Origin of the sequence: Paenibacillus sp. NPDC057886 (assembly GCF_042796655.1) — a bacterium.
Lineage (GTDB): Bacteria > Bacillota > Bacilli > Paenibacillales > Paenibacillaceae > Paenibacillus.
Genome location: NZ_JBHVMZ010000003.1, coordinates 457,752 through 470,094 on the forward strand (window position 1 = coordinate 457,752; position 12,343 = coordinate 470,094).

Below are 12,343 nucleotides of genomic sequence, written 5' to 3' on the forward strand. Positions count from 1 at the left end.
AAGGGTACATATAATCATACATGAGAATACGGCTTGGAATGGAACACGCTGCCCAAGCTGTAGTTAGTTGCAATACATACATATTATCGCCGCAGTCGTATTTGGCAGAGCAGCGTATGGAGGGATCACGTTTCTTGATAAATAACAAGTTTTACCGTATATGCACAGCTATTATTTTGCTGCTGCTCATCGTGTATTTGGGGGATAAAGTCAACTTTATTTTCAGCCCCCTGACCTCGTTGATTCACATCATCATCATTCCGCTGCTGATTGCTGGTTTCTTCTATTATCTGCTGCGTCCGCTCGTCGATTATATGGAACGGCACAAAATGAAGCGTGCACTGTCAGTTCTTATTATTTACGTGGTGATTGCGCTGATTATGGCAGGATTCAGTGTGCTTGTATGGCCTTCACTGCGTGAACAACTGTTGAATTTTGTGGAGAATGCCCCGGTACTGGTCACTTCGCTCAGCGATCAGTTGGCTGAATTCGAAAAGAGCGGTTTCCTTTCAAAATATATACCTGAGGATTCCGATCTGTTCTCTCGCTTCTCCGATTTTCTGAGTCAAGGGATTGCGCAGGTAACGGATTACGTATCCGGATTATTCTCGGTCGTATCGAATCTGGTAATCATTCTGGCGACGTTCCCGATTATGCTGTATTACATGCTCAAGGAAGGCAGCAAATTTGGAACCAATCTTACGCTGTTGCTCCCGAGACGTTACCGTAAGGATGGAGAAGAGACGGTCCATGAAATCGACGAAGCTTTGAGCAGCTACATTGTAGGTCGTGTCATTGTCAATGTAGCCTTGGGCATCCTGATGTATATTGGTTTTCTCTTTCTCGGTTTGCCATATGCATTGCTTCTGACGGCCGTATCCATTATTCTAAACTTCATTCCTTATGTAGGGGCCTTGCTGGCAGCTATTCCTGTCGTCATTGTGGGGTTCATCGAATCACCTTCAATGGCGATCTGGTCGCTTGTCATCATTGTCATCGCCCAGCAAATCCAGGACAATCTGATCTCTCCTTATGTTTATGGCAAACAGTTGGACATTCATCCGTTGACTACCGTCATCTTGCTGCTTGTAGGTGCAGACCTGGGGAACATTCTTGGGATGATCATCGTTATTCCGCTATATATGATTATCAAAATTATAGTTCGCAGAATCCATTATCGGATTGTCGAAGATAAGACTGAACTTTGAATGGAATTTGAAATACCACTCTGTCATATGATACCACTATCGTTTTCTCGAATCACATAGATAAGCTCAACAGGATAAGCCGCATATCAATGGTGAAGGGTCGCCCTCACCATTGATATGCGGCTTTTTTTTCATATATATTGCTCACTTATGTTATATCTGTTATACTTGATATATAACAGATAACGAAAAAGAAGGTGGACCCTTGATTATTCAACTGGATATGCAATCCGAACTTCCCATCTATTCGCAACTTGTTTATCAAATTATCGAAGGTATTGCTAGTGGCGAGTTACAACTAGGTGAGGCGTTACCTTCGGTTCGGAATTTGGCCGCAGATATTGGCGTTAACCTTCATACAGTCAACAAGGCTTATACACTACTCAAGCAAGATGGATACATTCTAATTCATAGACAAAAGGGAGTCGTAGTGAACCCTGATGGAATGCCTAATTTAACGGATGATTTTTTGAAAAAGCAGCAAAGAGAATTAAGACCGATTATTGCCGAAGCGATATGTCGCGGAATGACCAAAGAGGAACTATCTGCGGTATTAGACCAAATTTATGATGATGTAAAGATGGGTCACAACAAAGAATAAAAGAACCAAGGGAGTGTGTTATGTATGCAACTATTTAGTATATTACCTATCATCTTAATCTTTGCTCCATTAGCCTTATTTCTATCCTTTGCACCATATGTGACAAGGGAAACCATTAGCTTTGGGGTTACGGTAAGTGAATATAATTACTACACACCCATCTTACGTAAGCTCCGGAGTACGTTTGCTACAGTAAGCCTGATCGGGAACGGGATTGTTATATTTGTCTGTCTGTATTTACTCCGATCTGCTAATGAAGAGTCTACCGCAATGATCACCGGTGTTTGCACAATGATATTCATTGTGTACTGGGCAGCACTAAATATGTTATTTCATTTCAAGATGAAAAAGCTAAAGGGAACACTTACAACTGTAGAAGCACCTCAACGGGTTAAAATTGATACCACCTTCCGCCAAAATAAGCTCACCTATTCCAACTATTGGTTTCTCATTCATATTGCCATTATTGTAGCCATTGCGATCATTTCGATCCTGAATTATAAGGCACTACCTAACGTCATTCCAATGAAATATGATTTTCAGGGCAATGTCACTTCCAGTGTGCCTAAAACCTACCTTTCGGTACTGGCTATTAATCTTGTACAGCTAGGAATTATTGCACTTATGATGTTGGTGAACTGGAGTATTAAAACAAGCAAACAACAGCTTACTACTTCTAATCCTGCCAAATTTGCTGCTGAAAATATTCAATTCCGCCGTAAATGGTCCCTATTTACGATCATAACAGGGTTGCTTCTTACCATTTTATTTGCCTTCATTCAGTTCAATATGTTCGTCCCTAATCTGGTCTTGTTAACAGCGATTAGCTTTATCACCCCTGTGGCGATCGTATTAGGCGCTGTATTGCTGTCTCTCACAGGCAGACAAGGCGGTGGGGAAATTCGTAATCATCAAGAGAAGCGCGAGCGATCTAAGGAGCAGCCTGTGAATGACGATGATTATTGGAAGCTTGGCTTTATTTACTTCAATGCCAATGATCCTTCTTTTACCGTAGAAAAACGTTATGGAATAGGCTGGACTATTAACTTCGCTCGTCCATTATCTTGGGTTCTGTTGTTATTCATCATTGCTATTGTTGTTATAAGTATAGTCCTGAGCCAATAAATGCTCATATATCTATACATATAATAAAAAAATATTAGGAGGAGTTATTATGATGAACAATTGGAAAAAGCTATTACTTTCTCTTACTTTCGTATGTCTCATCCTGCCGGTAACATCCATCTCTGCAGCTGCTGAGAAACCCGCTGGTAGTGAAAATCTAGTTCCTATTCGTGAGATTGCAGAAAAGAATGGGGCAGAGGTATCTTGGCAACAAAAAACAGGAGAAATCACAATACGAAAAAATGAGCTTACGATTGTAGTTAAGGTAGGAGAGAAACAGGCGATTGTGAATGGGCAAGTCATAGCTTTAAACAATCCTGTTCAGTTGACTAAAGGAGTTACCTTTATGGATGAGGGATTTCTTACTGATACGCTGAAAGCAGCACCTGAGGATATATTTATTTCACTTATAAGTGAGGGCGATGGCAAGGAAGCAGCGAAGTGTGTTCATACCTCTGTGAGTGGAGTGTTGTCACCCGCATTGTTGAGTCAGCTATGGGGAGCTTTAGAAAGACAAAATGGCAAAATTACAAGTAAAGCCATAGCTAAACACGTAGAAAATAACACAGTCCATCGCAATGTCACCTATACTTTTAAGACAGAGCTTACTCGTTTAAATATTACAGTCAGAATGAATGATGACGGACTTGTGGATGATTTGTATATTGCCGCCGCTACGACAGATGTTTATCAAAAACCAAGCTATGACGACCCATCTGCCTATACAGAGCAAGATATTACCGTTGGTCAGGGTGATTTAGCTTTGCCAGGGACATTAACTTTGCCCAAGGGAGAGGGACCTTTTCCAGTTGTCATTCTGGTACACGGATCTGGGCCTAGCAATCAAGATGCTGCCATTGGTGGTGCAAAGCCATTTCGCGATCTTGCGGTAGGGTTAGCTTCACAAGGAGTTGCTGTATTAAGATACGATAAGGTCACATATGAGCATACCTATAAGGTCGCTTCTCAGCCCAAATTCACATTAAAACAAGAAAGCGTAGATCAGGTAACCGATGCAGTAGAATTACTCAAAAAGAATGAACATATTGATTCTACAGCGATTTTTGTAGCTGGACATAGTCAAGGCGGGTTTGCAGTGCCGTTAATCATGGCTGAGGATAAACAACATGATATTGCAGGAAGTATTCTACTTGCTGCACCAAGTAGTAGCTTTGTGGATGTGCTTACCGAGCAGCAGGACGAATTGGTCGATCGGATGAAGCAGCTTGGATTGGACACGGAGATCATTCAAGGACAAGCTGACTTTTATAAAAATGTTGCTGCGATTGTTAAAGATTCTAAATTTTCTGTAGATCATCTTCCTGAGGCGTTTCCACTTCAACCTGCTTATTGGTGGTTTGAGCAGAGAGATTATGTGCCTGCTGAACTGGCTAAAACACAAAACACCCCTATGCTTATTATCCAAGGCGAAAATGATGTGCAAGTGTCTATGAATCAATTCGAAAACTGGAAATCGGCTCTTCAAGATCATTCCAATGTAACGTACAATAGCTATCCAAAGGTAAATCATCTTTTATCTAGCTATGACGGACTTTCGATTGGTCAAGAATACGCTGAGCCATCTAATGTCTCCAAAGCCATTATCGATGATATTGCGAAGTGGGTATTAAAATAACATGGAGAAGAGTAACACATTGAGCCAGAAATAATAAGAAGAGGAGCACTTACCAATATAGGCAAGTGCTCCTCTTCTTATTTATAAAGTTGCTTTATTTAGCCCAATTGGATTCTTTCTCGTCTTCATCGGTGTAGTCGGACATGGTCAGTGGTTCCTTAGGAACAACGGCGACTTTGTAGAAGCGATTTTTGTCTTTTTCCAGCAAAACGAAGGTCAGATTCTCGAACTCATATTCTTCCTGTTCATTCATCTCTGGACGATGGCTATAAAGCCATCCGCCAATGGTATCCCATTCGTCAGCATCCAGGTTTGACGTGAACATGTCGTTAACCTTGGACAAGGACACCTTGCCATCCATAATGACATAGTTTTCATTGATGACCTGAATATCCTCGACTTCGTCTGCGTCGAACTCATCCCGGATTTCACCGACAATCTGTTCAAGCACATCCTCAATCGTTACAATCCCGGAAGTACCTCCATACTCATCGACCAGCACGGCAATATGCACGCCATCCTTCTGCATTTTCTTGAGCAGATCCTTGACCGGGGTCGTTTCGTGGACAGCCGATACCGGCTGAATGAGGGAAGACAGATCGACAGGTTCGTCGTTTCCGTACAACTCCAGGAAAAATTGTTTGGTATTAATGATACCGATAATATCGTCTTTGCTCTCATTTACCACTGGAAAACGGGTGTATTGTTCTTGACGGATAATATCCAGGTTTTCCTCGTTCGATCTATTGACATAAAGGCAGACCATATCAGTCCGGGGTACCATGATTTCTTTGGCAAGCATCTCATCAAAAGCAAAAATCCGGCTTACATATCCGAACTCAGCTTGGTTGATTTTGCCGCTCTCAAAGCTTTCATTGATGATAATCTGTAATTCTTCTTCGGAGTGCGCATCTTCATGCTCCGATGCAGGTTTGATTCCGAACAACTTGACCAGTTGATTCGCTGAGCTGTTTAACAGCCAGATAAAAGGATACATAATTCGGTTAAACCAGATGATAGGTGTAGACGTCAGCAGAGCAACGGCTTCGGCTTTACGGATTGCAATCGTTTTAGGAGCAAGTTCACCAACTACCACATGCAAATACGTGATGGCAACAAATGCAATAACAAACGATAAGAATGAAGAAACTGCCTCTGGCATGCTCATGCTTTCGAACACAGGGTGGAGAATTTTCTCAACCGTTGGTTCTCCCAACCAGCCCAGTCCCAGGGATGTAATCGTGATACCCAACTGACAGGCGGACAAATATCCATCCAGGTTGGCAACGGCTTGTTTGACAGCCAGGGCACGCTTGTTTCCTTCTGCAATCATTTGGTCAATCCGGCTCGGGCGAATCCTTACGAGTGCAAATTCCACCGCTACAAAAAACGCCGAAAGTCCTATCAAAAACGCAACCAATAGTAAATTTAACGCATACCTCTCACTGTCCATTAACTAGTCTTCTCCTTTAAGTAATAAGTTTTTAACGAATATTATATCTAATTTTACGTAAGAAGACCACCTGCTGGTCAAGAAAAGAGGAAGAGTCTGGAAGGCTGTGTGTTCGAAATGGCGATGGAATGCTGATCCTCAGACTGGAATGAATCATATGTAGAGAGGAACACAGTCAGAATATACAACGCCGAAGTATGGAGTGAACTGGTTGAGCGCCGCTGCAGATAAATGTTGTATGTAAAGTTTTATCTAAGCAAACGTTACGAACAGTGCATACATTGGGTATCTAATGATTAGCTAAAGGTTTTATCGTCAAAGCTTGTACAATGAGAGAGAACGGCAAGGTTACACCTTGCCATGAGGAGGAAGCCGAATGTTTTGGCTGGTCATTATATTGCTCGTATTTACTTTTCAGGCAGCCACCATTCTGTTACTGGAATTCCGCAATCCGGCGAAAGCTGTGGCATGGCTTTTTATTTTATTCTGTGTACCCTTGATCGGTTTTGTTGTGTATTACTTTGTCGCTCAGGATTACAGCAAACGTAAGAAGGTCCGTAAAGGCGGTTCGCGAATCTTTCGGGAAATAAGGGAAACAATCTGGGAACAGGCTCATATTGTGGATCATGCCGATCAGATGTCGGGCAGTCGATATAACCATCAGCATCGTTTGTTTAACCTGCTGTCACACCTGTCTGAGAGCCCAATTACAGGCTGCAACCGGAGTGAAGTACTAACAAATGGTGAAGAGACATTTGAAGCCATGTTGAGGGCAATGGAACAGGCAGAGCACCATCTGCATGTTGAATTTTATATTTTTCGGGATGATGTCATCAGTACGAAGTTTCAGGACGTGATGATTCGCAAGGCGAAAGAAGGCGTCAAAGTGCGTTTGATCTGTGATGGACTCGGCAGTCACAAGATGAGTTGGAGCTTTATCCGCAAATTTCAGGACGCAGGCGTTGAGTTTCATTATTTTCTGCCGCCGCTCATTGCAACGATTGATCGAAGAGTGAACTACCGGAATCATCGTAAAATTGTTGTGGTGGATGGAATGATTGGATTTGTAGGTGGGATTAATGTAGGTGATGATTATCTCGGAAAATATCCAGAGGTTGGATTCTGGCGCGATACCCATGTACAGATCGAGGGAGATGCCGTATATTTCCTGCAAAATACGTTCTTGAACGACTGGAAGCTGGCTTCCGGCGAGCAGATTACAGAACCTCAACTCACAGAACTGTTCCCGCCACATATTTGCAGCGGGGAAGAGCGGATTCAGATTCTGGCCAGCGGGCCGGATCAGGACTGGGATGCCATTCAAGAAATGTGCTTTGGGGCGATTTCCGTGGCATGTGAACGCATATACATCACAACACCCTATTTCATTCCGGATCCCGCATTGTACGAAGCAATCAAAACGGCTGCCGTCAGTGGGGTGGATGTGAAAATCATCATTCCGTATCAATCGGATTCCCGGCTTGTGCATTTGGCTTCTATGTCCTATGTGGAAGAATTGTTGCGAGCGGGGGTGAAGTTCTATCAATATCGCAAAGGTTTTGTGCATGCCAAGGTCCTGATTGTGGATGATTTGCTTGGGACGGTAGGTACAGCCAATATGGATATGCGCAGCTTTTTTTGCAATTTCGAGTTGACCGCCGTGTTGTTCGAGACATCATCCATGGAACAGCTGACCGAGGATTTTGAGCGTGATCTGGATGAATGCAGCCAGATTGATGTGAAGGTGTTTCAGCAGCGTTCACGGTGGCAAAAAGGGGCAGAAATGCTTTCTCGCATGCTTTCTCCGCTGCTTTAGCCGTTATAGGGCGGATTTCTCAAGATAAGTTCACTTTTTGTGAATTTATCTTCTTTTTGCTAACTATTTTGCTCAAATTTGATCTTTTATGATATAATGTTTATATAAATTATGTCTTGGCGAAGGAGGGGAGTCTGCGGGAAAACAGGCTCCCTTTTGCTCTCTTTTGGAAGTGTCAACCGGAATTAAGACATACTTGAATACATTTCATATAGCCTTTAGGTGCTTTTATAACGGGGTGCATATAGCGTTGGAACGGTGTAGTTCCTCTGTATGCAGGGTTCCTCTGGGGTACTTAAATGATTTATGAAATGGATTCACATATTGATCAAAACGGGGGGGATACCATGTCCAATGTATCGGTTAAAGAACTAACATCCAAGCCGGACCGCAATGTGAAGAGCTCGGTGTTTTCACTGAAGCTTCTGCAGCGCATTGTGATGATTCTGGTCGGTGCTGCACTGATGGCTGTGTCACTCGAAGTATTTCTCGTGCCGAATGGCGTTATTGATGGGGGAATAACAGGGATCTCGATTATGGTGTCAGAGCTTACACATCTGCCACTCGGAATTTTTCTGACCTTGCTTAACTTGCCTTTCCTGATTTTGGGGTATAAACAAATTGGTAAAACGTTTGCTTTGTCCACACTGCTCGGGATCGTTGTAATGTCCATTGGAACGTCATTGTTACACCACGTTCCTGCATTGACGCCAGGTGAACCACTACTTGGAGCTGTATTTGGCGGATTGATTTTGGGGGTTGGTGTTGGTCTCGTCATTCGTTCCGGCGGTTCACTCGATGGTACGGAGATTGTAGCCATTCTGTTAAGCGAGAAGTCACCATTGTCTGTAGGTCAAATCGTACTATTCATTAACGTATTTATTTTTGCTGGTGCAGGTTTTGTGTTTGGCTGGCCAAACGCCCTGTATTCCATGATTGCCTATTATATTGCAATGAAGATGATTGATATTGTGAATGAAGGATTGGATCAATCCAAATCGGTATGGATTATCAGTGAGAAGTACCGTGATATTGGTTCAGCTTTAACCGACCGTCTTGGTCGTGGCGTCACTTTCCTGGATGGAGAGGGCGGCTTTAGCGGAGACGAGAAGAAAATTATTTTCGTGGTTATTACCCGTTTGGAAGAAGCGAAGCTGAAGTCCATTGTTGAAGATTGGGACCCGCATGCCTTTGTGGCAATAGGTAACATTCACGATGTGAAGGGCGGACGTTTCAAGAAAAAAGGTATTCATTAGCGAATCTCATCGCTCATAAACGAAAAGATAGCCGGTACCCTTGGTTTGAGGGTGACCGGCTATTTTTGTTTTAAATGCTGGATGATCAGTTCAACAGGCTGGGGTTCGACAGCTGCGATCAGATCCCCGGTCTGCATCAGGCGCTCCACGATGTTCATCAAGTGGTAATCCTTGACCGAAACGTTGTTCCGAACCTCATCCCATGTAAGTGGAGTAGACACTGTACCTCCTGGTTTGGCGCGGGGAGTATAGGGAGCTGCGAGCGTTTTGCCACCGTAATGCTGGAGGTAATCAAAATAAATGCGATCCCCCCGGTCTTTTTTAAGACGTTCCAGTGTAAATAAATCTGGATGTTTTTGAGTGACGTATTTGCCTACAAAATAACCGATGTCCCTTAATTCATCGAAGGTTATACCTTGGCGGATCGGAACAATAATCTGTACACCTGTGGCACCGGAGGTTTTCGGTACAGATCTCAGCCCAAGCGAAGTCAGCGTTTCCCCCACGATCAAGGCAGCCTGCATGATGCGAGGTTCTTCTTCCTGCGAAGGGTCGAGATCAATCATCCACTCGCAAGGCAGATGGCTGCCTACGGCATGCAAGGAAGGATGAAACTCAAGAGCGGCCAGATTGCCAAGCCATAACAGATTAGGAAGGTCGTTCATCACCACATATCGTATTCCGTCATGCATCTCGGTTCGTACAAACTCCGGAACGGGCTCCGGGGCATTTTTCTGATAGAAAAACTCGCCGCCTGCACCATGTGGATAACGTATCGTGGTAAGCAGCCGATTGCGGGTGTACGTAAGTAGATAGGGAGCCAGTGCCGCCAACTTTTGCAAATAGATGGCCTTGGTTACACCTGCTTCCGGCCATAACAGCTTGTCCGGATTAGTCACGGTAAGCTCCATTCCATTAATCGTTATGGTTCCCTTTATTGAATGGGCCATGAAGAACACCTCCTCTGGTCTACAAGTATGTTATAAATGGAGAGTCTTTTTACTATATTCAGGCGGATGGAAAAGGTGGTTTATTGTTCTGGGATAAGATGACTGATCTGGCTGATCGGACACTCATCTCGCTTTACCGAAGCAAAAGCCTGGATACTTGGGTGACGTAGCGTGAAATGGTGGGTCAATTCCATGAATTGCACTTTGACGCCGATCCTTGGTTCGACCCATGTCGTCTCCGTGCTTCTCTCAGGAATGTTATGAAAGGGCCTATCCTTTCGGATGAGAGGCTGTACTTCTTCGGTTAGTTTACGCCAGGAGTCCGAGTTCAGTTTACCAGTGCCGACATGACCAATATAGACAAAGTTAGGCCCATCATATACACCGACTGCGATTGCATTGACGATACCACTGCGGTAGGTGACCCCGCCAATCCTCGCATATAGATCGTGGAAAATCTTGACCTTCTGCCAGCGTTGATCCTTACCGTTGATTCCATAGGTACTGGAAAGGTCTTTACATACAATTCCCTCCATCTGGTGCTGTCTCATTACAGTGAGCAGGGCGTCCGGATCTGACGTGTTGGTCACCTCCTGAACATGGGGAGCAGGATTCAGAACTTGATGCAGCAGACGCTGACGATCTGCAAGTGGTTGATCTGTGACCCATACCCCATCGCAGAAAAGAATATCAAATACCATATAAGTCACCGGAATCTGGTTTATAGCTTGGGCAATGCCATCCGGTCTGCTCATGCGATCTCGCCGCAGCACGTGATAGAAGGACGGTTTGCCCGTATCCGGGTCAAGGGCAATAATCTCTCCATCCAAAATATAAGAAGGAACGGAGCACAGATTGCGTGGCTGGACCAGCTCGGGATACTGTGCAGTTCGGTTGTGCAGTCTGCGGTTAATCAACTGAAGTCCCTGTCCGTCCTCGTAAGCAAGCATGCGGACCCCATCCCATTTGATTTGGGCAATCCAGTTTTGCCCGGTAGGGATCACATCTCGGGATATAGGTTCAAAAGGAACCAGCGGATTGAACATGTGCTTAAAACTCCTTTCCTCTTTCAAATCTGTCCGGAGGTTGCTCCCCTATGTTGAGTGGTGCAAGTTTAACCCTTCCGCAGCCGTGCCTTCAGTTTATGTACCACAATAAGCAGCAAAGGAATCCCGATGCCACAGGTCAGGTCCCAATCAATCCAATACGGAATAACAACTTTGAGATAGAAATTTTCGTTGGGAGCCAGAACAATGGACATGGCCAGAATCAGTAGGGCACCCGGCAAAATGAGTGGACGATAGCTGGACAGTTTGAAGAGATGAGTGATTCCAAGTATAAAGCTATAGAAGAACAGAATGCTCTTGAAAAAGACGGCAATAATCCAGACGGTAGCCATAAAGGCCTCAATACGCTGCAAAAAGTTGCCTATATTGATCTTCAGCGACAGATTAAATGCTGCGAACCAATGGTGCTGCGTCATATATGGCCCCATGACCAGCAGACAGATGGTTAGCGTTAGGGTAAGCATCAATCCCCCTATGATGGCTACCAGAAGGATATCCTTTTCCCAATGAGCTTCCTTTTTGGCATAAGGAAAGAGCATAAGAAAGATGCACAATTCACAATAAGGATAGGTAAGCACAGCGACAAAGCCTTTAAATGGATTCAGAAAGCCTTCCGCAAGAACGGGCTTGATGTTGTCCAGATGTGAATGAGGGAACAGACAGACGGTCAGAATGAGCAGAAACAGCACGATCAGGGGAAGAAGTACCTCGGCACTCCTGCCTATGGGTTCCAAACCGGAAAAGAGTCCCCAGACAAGAGTACAAACAAAGAGCAAACTTACAATGAAGAGGGGAGATTCAGGCAGGATCTGGGTCGTCATGAAGTCCCCAATTTCTCTTATGAACGCGGAGGTACCTATTAGAAAATAGAATAAATAAAAACAGCTGATAAAGGCACCGATCCAGGGCCCAAGAGTATGCAGTGCATGTTGAATCAGATTCATTCGGGGCTGCAGTTTGTATACAACGAGCATAATGGACAAAACCCCTGCTCCTCCAGCAACGCCCAATAGTGCGGACAACCATGCATCCTGATGCGCATATGAGGTGATCATCGAGGGGAAGACGATAATCTGTTCACCAATCGTGCATAAGAACATCAGTGAGCCCAGTTGTCTTACAGTTAAACGCCCCTTTTCAATCATGTGGGTTCTCCTTCGCATGTCGATCTAGATATTTGGTTAGGATGCGCCAATTGCACCAATTTTATTAGGAAATGGATAAAGGCATA

10 protein-coding genes are annotated in these 12,343 nt (G+C 44.2%); 6 read left to right on the top strand and 4 right to left on the bottom strand.

All coding sequences use genetic code 11. From position 1 onward, the window contains the following. Window positions 1-134: 134 nt before the first annotated feature. From ACFVQB_RS12660 to ACFVQB_RS12675, 4 genes are all read left to right on the top strand, one after another. Window positions 135-1,208, top strand: a complete 1,074-nt coding sequence (locus tag ACFVQB_RS12660; protein ID WP_379439055.1) for an AI-2E family transporter — start codon at window positions 135-137, stop codon at window positions 1,206-1,208. Window positions 1,209-1,413: 205 nt separating this feature from the next. After that, window positions 1,414-1,809 carry a GntR family transcriptional regulator gene (locus tag ACFVQB_RS12665; RefSeq protein WP_379439058.1) on the top strand — a complete coding sequence of 132 codons (396 nt, stop codon included), beginning with the start codon at window positions 1,414-1,416 and terminating at the stop codon, window positions 1,807-1,809. Window positions 1,810-1,833: 24 nt separating this feature from the next. Beyond that, window positions 1,834-2,934: a DUF1648 domain-containing protein gene (locus ACFVQB_RS12670; RefSeq protein WP_379439061.1), complete on the top strand. Its 1,101-nt coding sequence runs from the start codon at window positions 1,834-1,836 to the stop codon at window positions 2,932-2,934. Between the two features lie 49 nt (window positions 2,935-2,983). Continuing rightward, window positions 2,984-4,570 carry an alpha/beta hydrolase family protein gene (locus tag ACFVQB_RS12675; protein ID WP_379439064.1) on the top strand — a complete coding sequence of 529 codons (1,587 nt, stop codon included), beginning with the start codon at window positions 2,984-2,986 and terminating at the stop codon, window positions 4,568-4,570. Between the two features lie 94 nt (window positions 4,571-4,664). Here ACFVQB_RS12675 and ACFVQB_RS12680 read toward each other — a convergent pair whose 3' ends face one another. Then, window positions 4,665-6,023, bottom strand: coding sequence for a hemolysin family protein (locus ACFVQB_RS12680; protein WP_379439066.1), 1,359 nt, complete (start codon window positions 6,021-6,023; stop codon window positions 4,665-4,667). Window positions 6,024-6,399: 376 nt separating this feature from the next. Here ACFVQB_RS12680 and cls point away from each other — a divergent pair, with 376 nt between their 5' ends. Beyond that, window positions 6,400-7,839: a cardiolipin synthase gene (cls, locus tag ACFVQB_RS12685; protein ID WP_379439069.1), complete on the top strand. Its 1,440-nt coding sequence runs from the start codon at window positions 6,400-6,402 to the stop codon at window positions 7,837-7,839. Window positions 7,840-8,186: 347 nt separating this feature from the next. Next, window positions 8,187-9,095, top strand: coding sequence for a YitT family protein (locus ACFVQB_RS12690; RefSeq protein WP_053783466.1), 909 nt, complete (start codon window positions 8,187-8,189; stop codon window positions 9,093-9,095). 59 nt (window positions 9,096-9,154) lie between these two features. Here ACFVQB_RS12690 and ligD read toward each other — a convergent pair whose 3' ends face one another. The 3 genes from ligD to ACFVQB_RS12705 form a co-directional block, all read right to left on the bottom strand. Beyond that, window positions 9,155-10,045, bottom strand: coding sequence for a non-homologous end-joining DNA ligase (ligD, locus tag ACFVQB_RS12695; protein ID WP_379439073.1), 891 nt, complete (start codon window positions 10,043-10,045; stop codon window positions 9,155-9,157). Window positions 10,046-10,125: 80 nt separating this feature from the next. Then, window positions 10,126-11,091: an ATP-dependent DNA ligase gene (locus ACFVQB_RS12700; RefSeq protein ID WP_379439076.1), complete on the bottom strand. Its 966-nt coding sequence runs from the start codon at window positions 11,089-11,091 to the stop codon at window positions 10,126-10,128. Between the two features lie 68 nt (window positions 11,092-11,159). Then, window positions 11,160-12,257 carry a GerAB/ArcD/ProY family transporter gene (locus tag ACFVQB_RS12705; protein ID WP_379439079.1) on the bottom strand — a complete coding sequence of 366 codons (1,098 nt, stop codon included), beginning with the start codon at window positions 12,255-12,257 and terminating at the stop codon, window positions 11,160-11,162. Window positions 12,258-12,343: the final 86 nt, after the last annotated feature.

What these genes read in the sequence shown, in the direction of transcription:
- ACFVQB_RS12670 (WP_379439061.1), top strand. Translation starts at nt 1,834, where the DNA reads ATGCAACTATTTAGTATATTACCTATCATCTTAATCTTTGCTCCATTA.
- ACFVQB_RS12675 (WP_379439064.1), top strand. Translation starts at nt 2,984, where the DNA reads ATGATGAACAATTGGAAAAAGCTATTACTTTCTCTTACTTTCGTATGT.
- ACFVQB_RS12680 (WP_379439066.1), bottom strand. Translation starts at nt 6,023, where the DNA reads ATGGACAGTGAGAGGTATGCGTTAAATTTACTATTGGTTGCGTTTTTG.
- cls (WP_379439069.1), top strand. Translation starts at nt 6,400, where the DNA reads ATGTTTTGGCTGGTCATTATATTGCTCGTATTTACTTTTCAGGCAGCC.
- ACFVQB_RS12690 (WP_053783466.1), top strand. Translation starts at nt 8,187, where the DNA reads ATGTCCAATGTATCGGTTAAAGAACTAACATCCAAGCCGGACCGCAAT.
- ligD (WP_379439073.1), bottom strand. Translation starts at nt 10,045, where the DNA reads ATGGCCCATTCAATAAAGGGAACCATAACGATTAATGGAATGGAGCTT.
- ACFVQB_RS12700 (WP_379439076.1), bottom strand. Translation starts at nt 11,091, where the DNA reads ATGTTCAATCCGCTGGTTCCTTTTGAACCTATATCCCGAGATGTGATC.
- ACFVQB_RS12705 (WP_379439079.1), bottom strand. Translation starts at nt 12,257, where the DNA reads ATGATTGAAAAGGGGCGTTTAACTGTAAGACAACTGGGCTCACTGATG.